The organism is Streptomyces griseoloalbus (genome assembly GCA_014650015.1).
GTDB classification, from domain to species: Bacteria; Actinomycetota; Actinomycetes; order Streptomycetales; family Streptomycetaceae; genus Streptomyces; species Streptomyces griseoloalbus.
Genome location: BMUD01000024.1, coordinates 1 through 19,674 on the forward strand (window position 1 = coordinate 1; position 19,674 = coordinate 19,674).

Below are 19,674 nucleotides of genomic sequence, written 5' to 3' on the forward strand. Positions count from 1 at the left end.
CCACGGCGCCCGCCCCACTCACAACGGCCTCCCCGGCCTCGATGTCACTCGCCACGTCAGTCATCAACTGTCGCTTCCAGCTCGGGAGTTACACCGCCCACCGTACAGACCCACCACACACGGTGACACCAGATTCGGCTTCACCGAGGGACACGGTCCAGCCGATCTCACCGCTATTCATTCACGGCCGGACCTGACTTCCGGAATGCCCTCCAGTACTGGCGTCGCTTTTCATCCCTCACGACGACGCCGAGACGGGCCAATTCCTCACGGAGCTCTTGAACGTCGTCGTCGGAGGAACTCTTCTTCTCCAACGACTCCTGGCGGGCTTTGAGGATGGCGTTCGCACCCTCCGGGAGGCCGGGAGTGTCGGGGACCCAGCGGCGGAACTCGTCCTTGTGCGGATCGGCATCCGCCCACACGTAACCGTGCTCCGTAAAGGCGCCGGCAACGCGGCCGACGTCCAGGTCGCACTCTTGCCGAGTGAGCTCGCCGCCGTCGTCGCCGAGCAGGACGAGTTGCTTGCCGTCCCGGAACACTGCGGCGATGGCGTCACATGAGAACTCCTGCGCACGTCCCTTGCATGTGAGCACAACGCGGTCATCCGACAGACGAATCACCAACTGCTCGTGCTGAGCAACAAGCCCCAGGACCAGCCCAGCCACCGAACTCGCGGCGGGCAGCCACGGAGCGGGGATCGACGCAACGAGCTCGGCCGGTCCCTGCAGCGGTGCCCAGGGAAGCGTCACCAGCCAGTCGGCCAGAAGGCCGACCAACCAGCCGACACCCGCCCCCACCAGCATGAAAAAGAAATAGACACACACGGTACTCAAAGTCGGCTGTCGAAGCACGGTGAGCCGACTCCCTTGCGACTCCCGCCCGGTTCCCTTGCGCATGTTCATGTTCCCCCCTCGCCTCCAGCGTCGCGTAATAATAGACCGAGCGCTCAGTCTATTAATGCTCATTCGAGACCAGAGTCGAGAGTTGACCAGAGAGAGGCCCCGATGAGGACAGTCGACCCGGCCAGGCGCCAGGCACGGCGCCGGCACATCGTCAACGCCGCGGCCGAGCTCTTCGCCGCCAGAGGTTTCGAGCGCACCACCACGGCAGAGATCTGCAAGGCCGCCGGCATGAGCGCAGGCAACCTGTTCCACTACTTCCCCAACAAGCGCGCGATCTTCCACGCCGTCTTCGAGGACGAGGAGCACGACGGCGCCACCAAGGCCGAGCGTCTCGCCGCTGCCCGCACCGCCGACGACCCGTGGACCGCCCTCCTCGACACCGTCGACCTTCTCGCCGCCCCCGCCGCAGAGTCGCTGGTCCCCGCCCTCGTCATGGAGGCGATGATCCAGGCTTACCGTGACCCCGAACTCGAAGCACTGCTGAGCCGTGACAACGATGAGGAACGGTCCACCATCACCACCCTGCTGCACAACGCGGCCGCAGCAGGCCAGATCGACCCCACCCTGGACCCCGACGACACCGCAGCCTGGATCATGGCACTCATCGCCGCTCTCTACACCAGCGCCGCCACCGACCCGTCCTTCACCCCGGACGCCCAGCTCCCCACCCTGCGCCTGATCCTCCATCGCTTCCTACGACCCAACACACACCAGGAACCGGAGCGATGAACGGGCACTCCGTAGGACCCAATACAGCGGCAAGCACACAGAGTGATCTTCCGGCCGCATCGGCGGCGAATACGCGACACCTCAACATGGGCGCGCCTACCAGTCCCGAGGGCCGGCCCGGACGACCTGGCCGCGGTGATCGCCGGTCTCCCGGACGAGGCGTCCCTCGTCGACCTGCGCACGGTGGAGCCGCCGCTCCTGATGGAGCTGAGGCCGACGGCCGGGAAGGAGGAGGAGTTCATGCGCTGTGGCCCGCAACGGCAGTTCGCCGTGGCCGTACCCGCGAACGCACTCCCGCCGTACCCCGCGCGCTGAGTGTCTCCCTCCGGCCGTACCCCGTGCGCTGAGTGTCTCCCTCCGGCCGACCGTCCGGGACGGCCCTGCTCGGCGGACAGGCTTGCGGACGACACCTGACCGCAAGCCTTCCTATGGTCGTCCCATGACCCAGACACAGAGGATCCTTGTCACCGGCTCCACCGGAACCGTCGGCCGCCAGGTCGTCGCCGAACTGCTCGCCCGCGGCCACGTGGTCCGCGCCCTCACCCGGGACGCCGCGCGGGCGGACCTCCCGGCAGACGTCGAGGTCGTCCAGGGCGACCTGAGTGCACCCGACAGTCTGATCCCGGCACTCGAGGGCGTCACCGGCATTCATCTGATCACCTTCGGCGGGGCCTACTTCGCCCCGTTGGGAAGCGGCCCGCGGATCCTGGAACTGGCCCGCGAGGCCGGCGTACGCCGGGTCACCGTGCTGCACGGCGGCGGGCCGTCCCCGCTGGAGGACGCCGTGCGGGCCGACGACGGTGTGGACTGGACGGTGCTCATGCCGGTCGAGTTCATGGCCAATGCCCTGGAGTGGGCCGACGGCATCGTCGCGTCGGGCGAAGTCCGCGAGCCGTTCGTCTCCCGGCTGAGCGCCATGGTCCACGAGGGAGACATCGGCGCCGTCGCGGCGGTCGCGCTCACCGAGGAGGGGCACGCCGGCCAGGAGTACGTGATCACCGGCCCCGAACTGCTGACCGTCGGCGACAAGGTGGCGGCGATCGCGGCTGCCCGCGGCCGGGACATCGCGCTGGTGGAGCTGACCGAGGAGCAGGCCGTCGCCCGGTGGCGGGCGGCCGGGCACCCCGAGGACGTGATCGGCTTCCTGCTCGAGGCGTACGGAAACACGCCGGAGGTCGGCCGGACGGTCCTCGACACCGTCGAGAAGGTCACCGGCAGCCCGGCCCGCAGCTTCGCGCGGTGGGCAGCCGAGCACGCGGACGCGTTCTCGGTGACGGGCGCCGCGGGCACGGCATGACCCAGCCCGGCCCCGGATGAGCCCCCGTCGGAGGCCGGCGAGCTCTTCGCCCTCCGGCAGGCGCCGAAGCCGGGGCCGTGGGGACGCGTCTCCGGGTGGCCCATGACGGCGTACGCGGCAGGGGCTCAGCCCCGAATCAGCTCCGAAGAGGAGGGTTCCGCCCCGGCGGGGCCGTTGGCTTCCCCGCCCCGGACCGGTCGGGGAACCACACGCCGCCTGCGCCCCCTGACGGCCGAGCGCGGGCAGCTGTTCGGGCTCAGTCCAGGAACGCGGCGACCAGGGTGGCGAACTCGTCCGGGGTGGCCAGCCGGACGCCGAGTTGTTCGGCCTTGGCGCGCTTGGAGCCGGCTCCCTCCCCCGCGACCACGAGGGTGGTCTTCTTGGAGACGCTGGAGGAGGAGCGTCCGCCGGCCCGTTCGACGAGTTCGTTCATCTCGTTGCGGGAGAGCTTCTCCAGGCTCCCGGTCATCGCGCCCGTGACCACCACCGTCATCCCGTCCAGCGGTCCTCCCTCCGCCGGTGCCGCGGCCGGGCCGTCGCCGTCGGGAGCGGCATCGGCGGGCGGGGGTGGAGTGGCGCCGGGCTCCGTCATGTTGACGCCCGCGGCGGCGAGCTTGTCGATGAGCGGGGCGAGTTCGGCCAGCTCGGCGACGATCGACGGAGCCTTCTCCGCCCCGATGCCCTCGACCCGCTGCATCGCCTCGGCGTCGGCCGCACGGAGGGTGTCCATGGTGGCGAAGTACCGGGCGATACGCCGCGACATGGACCGTCCGGTGCCCCGGACACCCAGCGCGCACAGCACCCGCGACAGCGGCTGCTCCTTGGCCTTGGCGATCGCGGCGAGCAGATTGTCGGTGCTGGTCTCCCCCATCCGCTCCAGTGCGAGCAACTGGTCGCGCCGGAGGCCGAACAGGTCGGCGAGATCGGCGACCAGCCCCGCCTCCACGAGCTGGACGACGCGGGTGGCCCCCAGGCCCTCGATGTCGAGCTGGTCGCGGCCCGCGGCGTAGGCGAGCGAAGCGACCAGGTGGCAGTTGCGGCCCTGGGCGCACCGCCAGCGTTCCTCGCCGGTGTCGATGTCCGAACCGCAGCGCGGACACTGCGCGGGGAACTCGATGGGCTGCTCCTCGCCCGTACGCAGGTGGGCGACCGGGGCCTCGATGCGGGGGATGACGTCGCCGGCGCGGTGCACCATGACGTGGTCGCCCAGGCGCAGGTCCCGGCGGGTGATGTCGGCCGGGTTGTGCAGGGTGGCGTAGGTGATGGTGGAGCCGTCGATGACGACCGGTTCGAGGACGCCGCGCGGGGCGATGATGCCGGTGCGGCCGACGTTCCACTCCACCTCAAGCAGCCGGGTGATCTTCTCCACGGCCGGCAGCTTGTAGGCGATCGCCCAGCGGGGTGCGCGCGAACCCGATCCGGCGGCCTGCCGGTCGGCGGCGAGGTCGGCCTTGATGACGATCCCGTCGATGCCGAACGGCAGCTCGGCGCGGAGCGCGGCGATCTCCTTCACCCGGACCAGGACCTCCTCGGGCGTCTCCGCGACGATGTCCGGGACCGCCGTCCGGGCGCTGGTGTGCACGCCGAGATCGGCGGCCAGGGCCATCAGTTCGCTGTGCGCGAGCGCGTTCAGCCGCTCGGCGAGGGCGGTGCCGGTGTCGGGCAGCGGCAGCAGCCCGTAGCCGAAGAACGTCATCGGCACCGTGTAGACGCGCTCCCTCGCCCGCAGGGTCCCCGCCGCCGCGTTGCGCGGGTTGGCGAACGGCTGCCCGCCGTGACCGGTGCGCACCTCGTTGGCGTGCGCGAACTGGTCGGCGGTCATGAGGACTTCGCCGCGCACCTCCACGGTGACCGGCTCGTCCAGCTTCTCGGGCAGCCCTTCGATGGTGCCGATCGCGTGCGAGACGTCCTCCCCGGCCGTCCCGTCCCCGCGGGTGATCAACCGGGTGAGCCGGCCGCCGCTGTAGCGGGCGGCTATGGCGAGCCCGTCCAGCTTGGGCCCCACACTGAAGCGTCTCGCGTCACGCCCGATACGGCGGGACAGGGACGCGGTCCAGGCGGTGAACTCCTCCGCCGAGAACACGTTGTCGAGGCTGAGCATCGGCACCGTGTGCGGTACGTCGCCCTCCACCGCGCCACCGGCGACCTTCCCGGTGGGGGAGCCGGGCAGGGTCTGACCGGGGTGCTCGGCCTCCCAGTCGGCGATGCCCCGTACCAGCCGGTCGTACGTGTCGTCGTCCAGCGGCGAGGTACCGCCCTTGTAGTAGGCGGCGGCCGCGCTCACGGCATCCTCGACCGCCTGTGCGTAGGCGGCGGCATCGACGATCACTGCTGCAGGTGTTGTCATGCCCCGCATCTTGCCGCCCACCACTGACAACGACGTTGGGCGGTCATCTCAGGGCGACGCGGTTTGCCTAAAGCTATTAGGCAGATGCATAATCGGTTCAGTCGAATAGGAGGGTGTGTATGGCACGCGCAGGACTGACTCCCGAACGTCTGACCCGGGCGGGGGCGGAGCTGGCCGACGAGGTCGGCTTCGAGCAGGTGACCGTCTCGGAGCTCGCCCGGCGCTTCGACGTCAAGGTGGCGAGCCTGTACTCGCACCTGAGGAACTCCCAGGAACTGAAGACGAGAATCACGCTGCTCGCCCTGGAGGAACTCGCCGACCGGGCGGCCGACGCCCTGGCCGGACGGGCGGGCAAGGACGCCCTGATCGCCCTGGCGAACGTCTACCGCGACTACGCACGGGAGCACCCCGGCCGCTATGCCGCGGCCCAGTTCCGGCTCAGCCCCAAGGACGCCGCGGGCAGCGCCGGAGTACGGCACGCGCAGATGACCCGGGCCCTCCTGCGCGGCTACGACCTGACGGAACCGGACCAGACCCACGCGGTCCGGCTGCTGGGCAGCGTCTTCCACGGTTACGTCAGCCTGGAAATGGGCGGCGGGTTCAGTCACAGCGCCCCCGACACGCAGGAGACCTGGACCCGCATCCTCGACGCGCTGGACGCCCTCCTGCACAACTGGCCCGCCCCCTGACGGCGGACCGCGCCGACCCCTCCCGCGGTCGCCGCAAGGCGATCCGCTCATTCCCCCACCCCGAAAGACGGACCGAGCCCATGGCCGCCACACCGCACACCTGGATCACCACGCCGATCACCGCGGACATCGTGCGCGGCGCCATCGAACTGGAGCGCACCCCGCACGGGATCCTGCCGCACCGCCTGCCCGCCTGGGCCCGCGCCCAGTGCGCCGACCGGCAGCTCGCCATGGCCGAGTCCCAGCCCTCCGGCGTACGACTGGTCTTCCGCACCCGGGCGAGGGCCGTCGAACTCGACACGCTGCCCACCAAACGGGTCTACCTGGGCGCCCCGCCCCGCCCGGACGGCCTGTACGACCTGCTCGTCGACGGACACGCCGCCGGACAGGCCTCCGTGACCGGTGGCAACAGTCTGATCATCGACATGGCAACGGGTACCGTCGAGAACCGGACCGGCCCCGTCGGCACCCTCCGCTTCACGGGTCTGTCCGCGGACGACAAGACCGTCGAGATATGGCTGCCGCACAACGAGACCACCGAACTCGTCGCCCTGCGGACCGACGCCCCCGTCGAGCCCGCGCCGCCCTCCGGACGCAGGACGTGGCTGCACCACGGCAGTTCGATCAGCCACGGCTCCGACGCCGCGAGCCCCACCACGACATGGCCCGCCCTGGCCGCGGCGCGGGGCGGCGTGGAACTGGTCAACCTCGGGCTGAGCGGCAGTGCCCTGCTCGACCCGTTCACGGCGCGGACCCTGCGCGACACGCCCGCCGATCTGATCAGCGTCAAGATCGGCATCAACCTGGTCAACGCCGACCTGATGCGGCTGCGCGCCTTCGCGCCCGCCGTCCACGGCTTCCTCGACACCATCCGCGAAGGCCACCCCACCGCACCGCTTCTGGTCGTCTCACCCCTTCTGTGCCCCATCCACGAGGACACACCCGGCCCCACCGCCTACGACTTCAGCCGCCTCGCCGAGGGGCAGCTCCGGTTCACCGCCACGGGCGACGCCACGGGACGGGCCGAGGGCAAGCTGACGCTCACCGCCGTCCGCGACGAGCTCAGGCGTCTCGTCGCTCAGCGGGCGGCGGACGACCCGAACCTGCACCACCTCGACGGCCGGGTCCTCTACGGTGAGGCGGACTACGCCGAACTACCGCTGCCCGACGAACTGCACCTCGACGCGGCCACCCACCGCCGCGTCGGCGAGCGGTTCGCCGCCCACGCCTTCGCGGTGGACGGCCCCTTCACGGACCGCCGCAGCCGACCTACTCGAAGAACTTGAGGCTCCAGCCGGTATCCGCGTTCGGGCCCGGGACGTTGGCACGGCTGTAGGTGGTGTTGCCCCACCAGGCGAAGGTGCCCGTGTACCAGTAGCGGTTCTCCCACGTGTACGGCGTGCCCTTCGGCACGGCGTGGAACATCAGGGGAAACCTCGGGCCGGCGGGCGGGCTGGTGCCGATGTCGCCGTGGAGCAGGACGAAGCTGTGGTGCCCGGGGCCGTTGACGTACAGCGTCGGGTCCCAGCCGGCCATCATGGTCGCCCGGTTGGAGCCGAACAGGCAGCCGTTGGACTTGTACCAGTCCCACACGTGCGTCGGGTCGCCGCCCGCCCGCAGCCGCAGGTCGGCCAGGCAGTACTGGTCGCTCCAGCTGCCGTTGGCGGAGTACACGATGTGCAGCTGCCCGTTCGGGTCCTTGATGGGCTCGGGGCCCTCGTTGATGAACGGGTTGCCGACCACCCGCTCCCAGCTCTCCCGGGGCTGCGAGATGACGTACCGCGCACCGGTCGGCGTGGTCGGGCTGCTCATCCGGGCGATGTAGAGGTTCTGCTCGACGTTGGTGTCCCCGGCCCAGCCGGACCAGACGAACCAGCGTTGCCCGTTGAAGGTGAACAGGGCCCCGTCGATGGCCCACTTGTCGTCCGGCAGGGCGAGCCGGGTCTCGGCGGAGTAGCCGCTGTCGGGGCTGGCCGAGCTGATCACGTACATCCGGTGGGCGGATCCGCGGCCGGCCGTGAAGTAGATGTAGTAGCGGCCGCCGTCCATCACGATCTCCGGAGCCCAGACCTCAGCGCGGTCGCGGGTGTCCGACCAGACCTGGCGTGGGGTGGCCGAGGCCAGAGCGGATGTCGACGGGGCCCGCCGTACGACGATGCCGCCACCGGCCGACTGCACGGAGATGTAGGTGCCGCCGACCCGGATCACGCTCGGGTCCGCGGCCCGCAGACCGGTCTGCTCCGCCCGGGCGGGCTCGGCGGATGTCAGGGTCATCACGGCGGCGAGGACGCAGGACAGTGCCAAGCCGACGGCGCCGGCCAGACGGTGGGAAAGCCTCATCGTCCCCTGTGTGGGTCTGGCCATCGGGTTCGTCACCTCCACGCCGGAATTTACATCGATGGAACAGCCCTCACAGGATTGTGACTGGACCGGAACATGTCAATAGGTCGCCCGGGTCGGACGGCCTTGTGCCTGGACAGGGCATCCCTGCTCGCCGATGCGCGCGCTGACGGCACGTCAGCTGTGCGCGAAGCCTGGACAGTCGTCGGGCGGCGTGTTGTCATTCCGCTGCACACCGGATTTCCAACGTTGGAAGGGAATCCCGGGCCGAGGCGGTGGCCGCCCTGCTTCGCCATGGCCCCATGCCCTCTGCGCGAGGAAAGGTTCGATGAAAAGACAACTCACCCGCCCAAGATCCAGATGGTGGGCCCTGCTGACCGTGTCCGCCCTGGCCCTGTCCACGGGCGCGCTGGCACCCGCCGCGTCGGCCGTCGTACCGATGGCCGGCACGTCCGCCGCCCCGGCCGCCGACTCCGACGTGCAGGTGCACGGCCTCAAGGGCGAGTACTTCAAGATGTCGGCCCCGGGCGCCCGGGACTTCGCCGAACTCGGCGGCACCCTGCTGGAGCCGCAGATCAACTTCTCCGGGCTGACGAGCACGTTCGAGGAGCTGACCGGGCAGACGGAGCACACGACCGCCCGCTGGACCGGGCAGATCGAGGCGCCGGAGACCGGTGACTACACCTTCTACGGCATCGGCGACAACGGCTTCCGCCTCTTCATCGACGGTGAACCGGTCATCGACCACTGGGTGGGCGACTGGGACCGGGAGCAGACCAGCGCGCCGGTGAAGCTGACCGCCGGCCAGAAGTACGACTTCCGCATGGAGCTGTTCCAGGACGTCGGCGGCGCGAACATGTTCCTGCGCTGGTCGACTCCGACGATGCCCAAGCAGATCGTGCCGACCTCCGCGTTCACCCCGCCCGCCGGCTTCGAGGTCTTCCCGGTGGAACCGGCCGTCGCCGAGGACGGGCGGCGGCTGCGCGCCCGCTTCGAGGACGCGGTCGGCGGCCTCGATGCCGTCAAGGAGCACCTCAAGATCGAGGCCGACACGACCGCCATGCCGGTCGAGTCGGTGGCGGTCGCTCGCGACGACCGCAACTCCCTCCTCATCACGCTCTCGGAGCCGATCCAGAAGAACCAGCAGGTCCGGTTCACCTACGACGGCGCAGGCGGGCTCCAGGTCGGCGACAGGACCGTGCCCCGTATCGTCCGCTACGCCTCGAACACGTCCACCCACCGGATCACCACCCCCTGGGGCGACAAGCTCGACAAGAACAACCCGCTGCCGGAGTACCCGCGCCCGCAGCAGGTGCGCGCCCAGTGGAAGAACCTCAACGGGCCCTGGCAGTTCAGTGGCGCGAAGGCCGGTGAGGAGCCGGTCTTCGGCAAGGACCTGAACGAGAAGATCATCGTGCCGTTCCCGGTCGAGTCGCAGCTCTCCGGGCTCGAGCGGCACGAGGACCACATGTTCTACCGCAAGCTCGTGGACGTGCCGAAGAGCTGGAAGGTCGGCAAGAGCGGCACGGACAAGCGGCTGAAGCTGAACTTCGGCGCCGTGGACTACCAGGCCCGCGTCTGGGTCAACGGCACGAAGGTCGCCGAGCACACCGGCGGCTACAACGCCTTCAGCGCCGACATCACCGACGCCCTCAAGGGCAGCGGGCCGCAGGAGATCGTGGTCGCGGTCACCGACACCGGCGGCGCCAACCAGCCGATGGGCAAGCAGTCCACCAACCCCGGCGGCATCTTCTACACCCAGTCGTCCGGCATCTGGCAGACCGTCTGGATGGAGCCCGTCGCCGACGCCTCCATCGACGACGTCGTCACCACGCCCGACATCGACACCGGCACCCTGGCGGTGACCGTCGAGTCCGACGACGCCTCGTCGAAGGCCCGGGTCGAGGCGGTCGCCCGCGACGCCCGCGGCAAGATCGTCGGCAGGGTCAGCGGTCCGGCCAACAGCAAGCTGAGCCTGCCCGTGGCCAAGCAGCACCTGTGGAGCCCGGACGACCCCTACCTCTACGACCTCGACGTCAAGCTGACCGACGGCAGGTCGACCGACAAGGTCGCCGGCTACTTCGGCATGCGCGAGATGGGCATCGAGGAAGTCGGCGGCTACCAGAAGCTGGTGCTCAACGGCAAGCCGATCTTCTCCCTCGCCACCCTCGACCAGGGCTTCTGGCCCGACGGTCTCTACACCCCGCCCAGCGACGCCGCGCTCGCCTTCGACCTGAAGGCCCACAAGAAGCTCGGCTTCAACGCGGTCCGCAAGCACATCAAGGTGGAGTCGCCGCGCTGGTTCTATCACGCGGACAAGCTCGGTCTGCTGGTCTGGCAGGACTTCGTCTCCGGGAACCTCACCAACGAGACCGGGCAGAAGGCCTTCGTCGACCAGGGCCGCGAGATGATGCGCCAGCACCACAACTCGCCCTCCGTCATCGGCTGGATCGTCTTCAACGAGGGCTGGGGCGAGTGGAACCGCGAGGAGAGCGGCCGTATCGCCGAGTCGGTGAAGGCCGCCGACCCGTCCCGGATCGTCAACGCCCACAGCGGGGTCAACTGCTGCAACTCCAAGGGTGACTCGGGCAAGGGCGACATCATCGACCACCACGACTACAACAACGACGACCCGCCCTTCCCCGACCACCGCGCGGCGATGGACGGCGAGCACGGCGGCTTCACGCTGCGCACCCCGGGCCACATGTGGCCGGGCACGCCGACCGTGATCTACAGCGGTGTCGCGGACAAGGCGGCGCTGACCCGCAAGTACGTCGAGAACACCGAGAAGTTCTACCTCGACCAGGCGGGCGCCGAACTCTCCGGGTCGGTCTACACCCAGATCTCCGACCTGGAGAACGAGCTCAACGGCCTCTACACCTACGACCGCCGCGAGATCAAGGTCGACCCGGCGCCGGTGCGCGAGATCAACCGCAAGGTCATCGCGGCCGGTGCCGCGGCCGGCGACCACAAGCCGCTGAAGGGCGGCGGCTCCTGGTCCCTCGACGAGGGCACCGGCAGCACCGCGCAGGACGACGGCCCCAACAACCTGCCGCTGAAGCTGAGCGAGGGAACCGGCTGGACGGACGGAGTCAGCGGCAGCGCGCTGAGGTTCGACGGCCAGGGACAGTACGCCCAGACCGACGGCCCGGTACTCGACACCACCGGCAGCTACACGATCTCCGCCTGGGTCACCCTCGACGCGTTGCCCGGCAACTACGCGACCGCCGTCAGCCAGGACGGACGCCGCCAGGCGAGCCCCTTCTACCTGCAGTACGGACAGGGCGCCTTCGCCTTCAGCACGCCCGACGGGCAGCGCGCACGGCTGGAGACCAGGCCCGAGACCGACCGCTGGTACCACCTGGTCGGTGTGCGTGACGACGCGACGAACCAGATCACGCTCTACGTCGACGGCAAGCGGGCCGCGACCTCCACGGCCGGCCCCGCCTACATCGGCTCCGGGCCCCTTGCCGTGGGCCGCGCCCAGTGGAACGGCGAGAACACCGACTTCTGGAACGGCTCGGTGGACCAGGTCCGCGCCTACGACAAGGCGCTCACCGCCGAGGAGGTGAGCGCCCTCTACGGCCAGGAGAAGCCGTAGTCCCGCGGCGAGCGGCCGGCGGTCCCGGCGGAAGGGTGACGCCCTCCCGCCGGGACCGCGCCGGTTCACTGCGCGGGGCTGATCGCCACGTTGTCGAAGGAGGCGGCGGTGTCGAAGACCCGGACGCCGTTGGCGCCGCTGCGGTACGTGTCGTCGGTGACCGAGATCTTCGGTGTCAGCAGGTCGTCGACGTACACCTTGATGGACGGGCCGACGGCCGTGACCCGCAGCCGGTGGGTCGAGCCGGGGGCGATGGGCATCCGGGCGGTTCCCAGCGGGGTCCAGGAGTCGTTCGCCCGTCCGAGGACCACCTTGCCGCCCGGTCCGATGCCCGCGTAGTACCCGGAGTAGCCGTCGACGCCGGTTCCCGGCCGGGTCGCCCGGAACACCAGACCGGCGTCGCCCCCGCCCGAGGTCGGTGTGACGTCGGCGTCGTAGGTGAAGTCGGCGAAGTCGGTGTCGAGCAGCGCCTTGCCGCCGAGGGAACGCCCCGCACGGTAGCGGCCGCCGGCCGCCGCCCAGGAACCGCCGTAGGTCTTCCAGCCCAGCGCGTTGCCGTCGGCGAAGTTGTCCCGCACCTTCATCTCGATGCGCCGGATCGTGCCGTCGGGGCGGAAGTACATGCGGTCGTAGGCCAGTTGGCGGTGGTTGCCGTCCGTCTCACCGAGCGGGCGGCGGTGGTAGAAGATGTACCAGATGTCGGTGCCGGGCACGTTGACGACCGAGTTGTGGCCGGATCCCTTGGCGACCGCCGGGTCCTGGGCGAGCACCTTGTCGATCTTCTCGAAGGGCCCGGTCGGCGAGTCGGAGATGGCGTACGACACGGAGTAGTCGGGCCCCGTCCAGCCTCCCTCGGACCACATCAGGTAGTACTTCCCGCCCTTCTTGAACATCTGCGGGCCCTCGACGTAGTCGGCCGGGGTGATCTCCTTGAAGGTCGATCCGTCGGCGAAGGTGCCGAGGCTGGTCATGTCCGGGTTGAGCTTGACGACGTTGGCGTGGCCCCAGCCGCCGTAGTACATGTACGCCTGGCCGTCGTCGTCGATGAAGACGTCCTGGTCGATGGGCTGGGCGCCGTTGTGGAACGCCGAGATCAACGGCCGTCCGATGGCGTCCTCGTACGGGCCCTCGGGACGGTCGGCGACGGCCACGCCGATCCCGCCGAGCTGGGAGTCGTTCTGGATGTCGTTGGCGGCGAAGTACAGGTAGTACTTGCCGTCGCGTTCGATCGGGGCGGGCGCCCACATCGCGCGCTCGGCCCACGAGATGCTCGACTTGGTGAGGATCTCGCTGTGCTTGGTCCAGTGGACCAGGTCGGTGGAGGAGAAGGCGTCCAGGTGGGTCTGCTGGTCGTAGGGTTTCGAGGTGGTGGGGAAGACCCAGTAGGCACCGTCGTAGACCGCGATGTCCGGGTCGGCGTACCAGCCGTCGACGAAGGGGTTGCCGGCCTCGGCGGTCGTGTACTCGGGTACGGCCGCGGCGGCGGGGGAGGGCGCGAGCATCGTCAGCAGGCCGCCGGTGAGGAGGAACGCACAGCATTTGGCGGCGAGTCCGGTTGTTTTGGCAGTCATCGTCCAGGAACTCCAGTGGGGTGGGGAACGGGTGCGGTGGCGGCCCGCTGCGGGCCGCCACCGCTCTTCTCACGGGGATGATGTCGGCGCGCTCACGGGGCCCACGGGGCCTCCACGGCCCAGGTGGTGTCCTCCGTGAAGAGGGTGGGGTGGTCCCAGGTGTGCGTACCGCCCGGGGTGGCCAGCCACAACGCGGCGTCGTAGTGGCGCAGATACTGCTCGGGGAAGTTGTAGGCGGACAGCCTGACGCCCCCGTTCGCGCCCCGGACCGGGCAGAAGGTGGCGTCCGCGCGGAACAGGTCGCCGCTGCCGCCCTCCTTGTGGACGCGGTACTCGCGGTGGCGCAGATACTCGCCCGGGTAGTTCCGCGACTCGAACGAATAACACGTGCTGTCGGCCAGGCCGGGGACGATCTTCCAGGTGGCGTCGTTCTTCAGCAGCGCGTCGCTGCCGCCGCCCACGACCTCGGTGAACGCGGCACCGTCCCGGTGCCGCACATAGCGGTCGGTGTACCCCGGTGTGGTCACGCGGAGGGACTTGTACTGACCGGTGGGCAGCGTCACGGGGGCGGCCGGTGAGCGGGACGCGTCGATCAGCGCGCGGTTGGCGGCTCGTACCCTGGCCTCATCCACCTTGACGACCTGGCGGTCGTAGGTGAGCAGGCCGTTGGCCTCGTTCTCGACGTCGGTGATCTCGGTGTAGACCGCGGCGGACAGACCCCGGGGCATGCGCACCTCGCGGATGCCGTCGAGCAGGCCGACGAACCGGTTGTTCAGGTGAGTGAGGTCGGGCTGGTCCTCGTAGCTGAAGCCGCCGCCCGGGTACCACTCGTGGCCGGTCACCTCGAAGCCGAGGCCGCCGTACTCACCGAGCACCGCGGCACGGGTGGCACTGGGCACCGTCGTGCCGGGACCGACGTACACGTGGTGGTCGACCACGTCACCGTTGCCGCCGTCCACGGCGCCGCAGCAGTTGACGCCGCTCATGTTGTTCACCAGACGGGACGGGTCGTAGGCCTTGACCTCGTCGGCGATGCGGGCCTGGTCGTACTGGCCCCACCCCTCGTTCTGGTTGACCCACATGACCACGCTGGGCGCGCTGCGGTGCTGGTCGATGACGCGGTCGTACTCGGCCTCCCACTGGGTGCGCGCGGCGGCGTCGGGGGTGCGCAGGTCCATGGAGGGCATGTCCTGCCAGACCAGCAGACCGAGCCGGTCGGCCCAGTAGAACCAGCGCTGCGGCTCGACCTTGATGTGCTTGCGGACCATGTTGAAACCGAGGTCCTTGTGCTTTTGCAGGTCGTACCGGAGGGCGGCGTCGGTGGGGGCGGTGTAGATGCCGTCCGGCCAGTAGCCCTGGTCCAGGGTGCCCGTCTGGAAGACGAACTCACCGTTCAGGACGGTGCGCAGGACGCCGTCGACCCGGGCGAGGCCGATGGAGCGCATGCCGGTGTAACTGCCGACGGAGTCGACCGTCGTCGGGCCGGAGAGCAGGTCGGCCCGGACGTCGTAGAGGAAGGGGTCGTCCGGCGTCCACCGGTGCGGGTTCGGGACCGCGACGGTGAACTCGCCGCCGACCGGACCGGTCGCGGTACCGACGGTGGTACCGCCGCTGGAGACAGTGACACGGGCCTGGTGGCCGCTCGTCCCCGCGCCCCGCACGGTGACCCTCAGACGGTTGTTGCTGAGGTCGGGCACCAGGTCGAGGCGGGTGATGTGCGCGGCGGCCGTGGGTTCCAGCCACACCGTCTGCCAGATGCCGGACGCGGCGGTGTAGAAGATGCCGCCGCCCGGATGGGGCGCCACGTCGTTGATCCGCTGCTTGCCGACCGCCTGACCGCCGGTCTGGGTGGGGTCCCAGACGGAGACGACGACGGTGTTCGTGCCGCCGTCGAGCAGGTCGGTGATGTCGTAGGAGAAGGAGTCGAAGCCGCCGCTGTGGGTGGCACCGGCCTGCCGGTCGTTGACCCACACGGTCGTACGCCAGTCACTGGCACCGAAGTTGAGCTGGACGCGGCGGCCGTTCCAGTTGGAGGGGACGGTGAAGGTGCGCTTGTACCAGAGCTTGTCGTTCTGCGTGATCCTGCGCTGGATGCCGGAGAGCGCCGACTCGGCGACGAACGGGACGCGGATCTGCTCGGTGAACGTCGCGGGCCGGCCGGCGTCCGCCGACGTGACGGCGAAGTCCCAGATGCCGTTGAGGTTGGCCCAGTCGGGGCGGGTGAGCTGCGGCCGGGGGTACTCGGGCAGCGGCTTGTCGACGGGGACCTGATTGGTCCAGGGGGTGGTCATCGGCGCGGGCCTCGGCGTCCAGGCCTGCGGCGCCGCGGTCGCGGCACCGGAGACGGTGAGGACCGTGCCGGCGACGAGGGCCAGCACCGCGAGCACGGTGGTGACCCACCGCGACCGCCGTCTGAACCGGGGGACGGGAAAACGTGGGGCGGGTACTCGACGCATCGTCACTCCTTGGGAAGTGGGGGTGGGAGACGTGCGCGTGCGAGAAGCGGCCGGTCGCGCGGTGGAGCGTGACCGGCCGCCCGGTACCGGACGCGGCAGCGGGAGTCGGAGGGGCCCGGCTGCCGCGTCCGGAGCTCTACACCAGTTGTCGTCTGCGGCCCAGCCAGGTCTGGGCGACGACCACGACGGCCAGGAAGGCGCCGCTGACGACCTGTTGGTAGGAGGAGTCCAGGGAGCCGATCTGGTTGATGACGTTCTGGATCACCTTCAGCAGCAGCACACCGACCAGTGAGCCGCTGACGTAGCCGAGTCCGCCGGTCAGCAGGGTGCCCCCGATGACGACGGCGGAGATGGCCTCCAGTTCCATGCCGTTGCCGAGGATGGTCACCCCGGAGGCGAGCCAGGCGGCGTTGAGGGCGCCGGCCAGTCCCGCCAGCACCGCGGACAGGGTGTAGACGAGGATCTTGGTGCGGGCCACCGGGGCACCCATCAGGGCCGCCGCGTCCTCGTTGCCGCCGACCGCGTACACGTGCTGTCCGAACCGGGTACGGCGCAGTACGACCGCCCCGGCGACGAACAGCGCCAGCGTGATCCACACGGGGTTGCCGATGCCGAAGGTGGTGCCCTGGCCGAGTTCGGCGAGGAACGAGCCCTTGCCGATCAGATAGGTGTCGGCGCCCTCGTCGGTGAGGGCCAGCATCAGGCCCCGCGCCCCGAGCATGGCCGCCAGCGTGACGATGAACGGCGCCAGCCGGGAGCGGGCCACGAGCAGCCCGTTGACGACGCCGATGGCCCCGCACACCACGAGCGGCAGCAGCAGCGCCACCAGGGTTCCGTGCCGGGAACCCCAGGCCGCCAGGACCCCGCCGAGCGCGAACAGCGAGCCGACCGACAGGTCGATGCCCCCGGTGATGATCACGAAGGTCATGCCGAGGGCGACGATCGCGAGGAACGCCGAACTCGTCGCCATGTTGCCGACGTTGTCGCCGGTGGCGAAGGATTCGAAGCTGAACGACGCCACCAGGGAGACGACCACCAGCACCGCCAGCGCGCCGTGCTGCTGGACCAGCGCGGTCAGCCGCTCGGAGCGGGCGGGACCCGCGGGCTCGCCGGCCGCGGCCGGTTCCCCGCCGCCCGCCGCGGTCACCCGGGCGTCCGTCTTCGTGACGGTCATCGCTTCCCCCGTCCCCGTGCCGCGTACACCGCGCACACGATCACTATGGCTTGCGCGATCTGGGTCCACGAGGGTGGCAGATCGTGCTTGATGAGGGTGGCGGTGAGCAGCTGGATGAGGACGGCTCCCGCCACGGTGCCGGCGATGTTCACCCGGCCGCCGGTCAGCGGTGTCCCGCCGACCACGACGGCGGTGATGGCGGACAGCTCCATCAGATTGCCCAGTGAGGTCGGGTCGCTGGCCTGGAGCCGCGCGGTGGCCAGGACGCCCGCCACGGCGGCGAGCAGCGCGCAGACGACGTACACCACGATCAGCACCCGGCGCACCGGCAGTCCGGCGAGCTGGGCGGCGGGACGGCTGTCGCCGATGGCGAGGAGCTGCCGCCCGAAGGTGGTGCGGCGGACGACGAAGGCCACCAGCAGGGCCAGCACGGTGGCGATGAGGATCAGATACGGGACGCCCAGCACGTCACCGGAGCCCAGCGAGGCCAGCGCGGGGTTGCGCAGGTCCTCCAGCTGCGGCAGCAGCACCAGGGCGAGGCCCCGCCCGCCGACCATGAGGGCCAGTGTGGCCACGATCGGCTGCACCCCGACGAACGCCACCAGCGCTCCGTTGGCCAGCCCGACTCCCGCGGCGAACACCGCCACCACCAGCAGCGCCGGCAGCAGCCCGTAGCCGAGATAGAGGGCCGTCACGGACGCCGCCAGGGCCATCACGGCACCGACCGAGAGGTCGACGCCCTCGGTTCCGATGACCAGGGCCATCCCGAGCGCGACGATGATGACGGGGGCGACCTGCACGGCCTGGGTGCGGAAGTTCTCCGCGGACAGGAAGTGCGGGGTGATGACGATGTTGACGACCAGCAGCAGCGCCACACCGGCGTAGACGCCGTAGGTCTGCAGCCACTGCAGGATGCGGGCCCTGTCCAGCGGGACGGACCGGACGGTGGCTTCAGCCATCGGTGGCCGCCTCCTCCACCGTGTCCCGGGCCGGGGCGTGCCCGGCGATGGTCCGCATCAGCTTGTCCTCGGTGACCTCGTCGCCGGTCAGCTCGCCGACGACCGCACCGTCCTTCAGTACGACCACGCGGTCGGACCCTTCGATCAGTTCCTCCAGGTCGGAGGAGATGAGCAGGACGCCCAGGCCGTCCGCGGCCAGTTCGTCCACCAGTTTCTGCACCTCGGCCTTGGCGCCGACGTCGATGCCCCGGGTGGGCTCGTCCAGGAGGAGCACCTTGGGGTTCATCGCCAGCCAGCGGGCGAGCAGCACCTTCTGCTGGTTGCCGCCCGACAGTTCGCCGACCTTCTGCTGCGGCGAGGACGCCTTGATGCGCAGCCGCTCGATGAAGGTGTCCACGATGCTGTCGACGCGTGCCTCGGAGACCAGACCGAAGCGGGACAGCCGCGGCAGGACGGCCAGCGAGATGTTCTCCCGGACCGACAGACCCGGGACGATGCCCTCGCTCTTGCGGTCCTCCGGCAGCAGACTGATGCCCGCCCGGATCGCGGCGGGAGTGGAGCCGCCGCGCAGCGGGACCCCGGCCACCGTCACGCTGCCCGCACTCGTCGCCAGCGCACCGGAGATGGCCTTCGCCGTCTCGGTACGTCCGGAGCCGAGCAGCCCGCCCAGTCCGACGACCTCGCCGGGACGGATGCTCACGGAGACGCCGTGCAACTGGTGCGGGACCGTCAGATCACGCGCCTCCAGCACGGGCTGGGCGTCCGTGGCGTGGTGATCACCGGTGAACTTGGTCAGGCCCTCCGCGCGCACCTCGCCCAGTTCCCGCCCGAGCATGGTGGACACCAGGGAGAGCCGGTCGAGTTCGGCGAGCCGGCCGTGGTGGACGCGACGGCCGTCGCGCAGCACGGTGACCGTGTCGCACACGGCGTACAGCTCGTCGAGGCGGTGGCTGACGTAGATGACGGCGATGCCCTCGTCGCGCAGCCGGCGGATGACCGAGAACAGCGTCTCGACCTCCCGCGGTTCGAGCGACGAGGTCGGTTCGTCCATGATGACGATGCGCGCCTCGCTCGCCACGGCCCGGGCCAGGGCGACCATCTGCTGCGCGCCGACACCGAGGGTGCGCAGCGGCCGGCGGACGTCCACCCGGACGCCGTAGGCGCGCAGCGTCTCCTCGGCCTCGCGGTGCATGCGGGGGAAGTCCAGCAGCCCGACACGGTTGCGCGGCTCACGGCCCAGGAAGAGGTTGCGGGCCACGCTCAGCAGCGGGATGAGGTTGACTTCCTGGTAGATGGTCGAGATCCCGGCCTTCTGGGCGTCCAGCGGTGTGGCGAAGGAGACCGCGCTGCCCTGGAAAACGATGTCACCGGCGTCGGGCCGGTGCACACCGGTGAGCAGTTTGATGAGGGTCGACTTGCCGGCGCCGTTCTCGCCGATCAGGGCGTGGACCTCACCCGGGTGCAGGGTCAGGTCCACGTCGTCCAGGGCCCGGACGCCGGGGAAGGTCTTGCTCAGTCCGCGGACGGCGAGGACTTCGGCGGGGGGAGCCACCTGTGCCTCCAGGGATGACAGGAATAAAGGGGTGACGGACGGACAGGGGGCCCGGAA

At 70.1% G+C, this 19,674-nt stretch carries 14 protein-coding genes; 6 read left to right on the plus strand and 8 right to left on the minus strand.

Annotation, left to right across the window (positions count from 1 at the left end; genetic code table 11):
- Nucleotides 1-173: 173 nt before the first annotated feature.
- Complete coding sequence (locus IE178_RS28485; RefSeq protein WP_318280291.1) at nucleotides 174-902, minus strand: YqeB family protein; 729 nt, start codon at nucleotides 900-902, stop codon at nucleotides 174-176.
- A 102-nt stretch (nucleotides 903-1,004) separates the two neighbouring features.
- Between IE178_RS28485 and IE178_RS28490 the strand changes: the two genes are divergently transcribed.
- From IE178_RS28490 to IE178_RS28500, 3 genes are all read left to right on the plus strand, one after another.
- The gene (locus IE178_RS28490) at nucleotides 1,005-1,631 is read left to right on the plus strand and encodes a TetR/AcrR family transcriptional regulator (RefSeq protein ID WP_193514293.1); all 627 of its coding nucleotides are present in this window, start codon (nucleotides 1,005-1,007) and stop codon (nucleotides 1,629-1,631) included.
- A gap of 135 nt (nucleotides 1,632-1,766) precedes the next feature.
- Entirely contained in the window at nucleotides 1,767-1,946 is a 180-nt protein-coding gene (locus IE178_RS28495) for a hypothetical protein (RefSeq protein ID WP_193514294.1), read from the plus strand.
- A gap of 124 nt (nucleotides 1,947-2,070) precedes the next feature.
- Nucleotides 2,071-2,928 carry an NmrA family NAD(P)-binding protein gene (locus IE178_RS28500; RefSeq protein ID WP_184764853.1) on the plus strand — a complete coding sequence of 286 codons (858 nt, stop codon included), beginning with the start codon at nucleotides 2,071-2,073 and terminating at the stop codon, nucleotides 2,926-2,928.
- Between the two features lie 256 nt (nucleotides 2,929-3,184).
- Here IE178_RS28500 and ligA read toward each other — a convergent pair whose 3' ends face one another.
- Nucleotides 3,185-5,275, minus strand: coding sequence for an NAD-dependent DNA ligase LigA (ligA, locus tag IE178_RS28505; RefSeq protein WP_193514295.1), 2,091 nt, complete (start codon nucleotides 5,273-5,275; stop codon nucleotides 3,185-3,187).
- Between the two features lie 119 nt (nucleotides 5,276-5,394).
- Here ligA and IE178_RS28510 point away from each other — a divergent pair, with 119 nt between their 5' ends.
- Together IE178_RS28510 and IE178_RS28515 are read left to right on the plus strand one after the other, a co-directional pair.
- On the plus strand, nucleotides 5,395-5,964 hold the full coding sequence (locus IE178_RS28510) for a TetR/AcrR family transcriptional regulator (RefSeq protein WP_184764851.1): 570 nt from the start codon (nucleotides 5,395-5,397) through the stop codon (nucleotides 5,962-5,964).
- 80 nt (nucleotides 5,965-6,044) lie between these two features.
- Entirely contained in the window at nucleotides 6,045-7,250 is a 1,206-nt protein-coding gene (locus IE178_RS28515) for a GDSL-type esterase/lipase family protein (RefSeq protein ID WP_193514296.1), read from the plus strand.
- Here IE178_RS28515 and IE178_RS28520 read toward each other — a convergent pair.
- Nucleotides 7,234-8,304: a glycoside hydrolase family 43 protein gene (locus IE178_RS28520; RefSeq protein ID WP_193514348.1), complete on the minus strand. Its 1,071-nt coding sequence runs from the start codon at nucleotides 8,302-8,304 to the stop codon at nucleotides 7,234-7,236. The genes IE178_RS28515 and IE178_RS28520 overlap by 17 nt on opposite strands.
- Nucleotides 8,305-8,632: 328 nt before the next feature.
- On the opposite strand from IE178_RS28520, the gene IE178_RS28525 reads away from it, so the two are divergent.
- Nucleotides 8,633-11,905 carry a LamG-like jellyroll fold domain-containing protein gene (locus tag IE178_RS28525; RefSeq protein WP_193514297.1) on the plus strand — a complete coding sequence of 1,091 codons (3,273 nt, stop codon included), beginning with the start codon at nucleotides 8,633-8,635 and terminating at the stop codon, nucleotides 11,903-11,905.
- A gap of 65 nt (nucleotides 11,906-11,970) precedes the next feature.
- Here the strand turns inward: IE178_RS28525 and IE178_RS28530 are convergent, their stop codons facing one another.
- The 5 genes from IE178_RS28530 to IE178_RS28550 all read right to left on the minus strand — a co-directional run bounded on the left by IE178_RS28530 (nucleotide 11,971) and on the right by IE178_RS28550 (nucleotide 19,617).
- Nucleotides 11,971-13,476 (minus strand): glycoside hydrolase family 43 protein, encoded by a 1,506-nt coding sequence (locus IE178_RS28530; protein WP_193514298.1) that lies wholly within the window; start codon nucleotides 13,474-13,476, stop codon nucleotides 11,971-11,973.
- Between the two features lie 92 nt (nucleotides 13,477-13,568).
- Nucleotides 13,569-15,932, minus strand: coding sequence for an AbfB domain-containing protein (locus IE178_RS28535; protein ID WP_193514299.1), 2,364 nt, complete (start codon nucleotides 15,930-15,932; stop codon nucleotides 13,569-13,571).
- A 136-nt stretch (nucleotides 15,933-16,068) separates the two neighbouring features.
- Nucleotides 16,069-17,106, minus strand: coding sequence for an ABC transporter permease (locus IE178_RS28540; protein ID WP_193514300.1), 1,038 nt, complete (start codon nucleotides 17,104-17,106; stop codon nucleotides 16,069-16,071).
- Complete coding sequence (locus IE178_RS28545; protein WP_184764845.1) at nucleotides 17,103-18,065, minus strand: ABC transporter permease; 963 nt, start codon at nucleotides 18,063-18,065, stop codon at nucleotides 17,103-17,105. Before IE178_RS28545 ends, IE178_RS28540 begins: the two co-directional genes overlap by 4 nt.
- The gene (locus IE178_RS28550) at nucleotides 18,058-19,617 is read right to left on the minus strand and encodes a sugar ABC transporter ATP-binding protein (RefSeq protein WP_193514301.1); all 1,560 of its coding nucleotides are present in this window, start codon (nucleotides 19,615-19,617) and stop codon (nucleotides 18,058-18,060) included. The genes IE178_RS28545 and IE178_RS28550 overlap by 8 nt, the downstream gene beginning before the upstream one ends.
- Nucleotides 19,618-19,674: the final 57 nt, after the last annotated feature.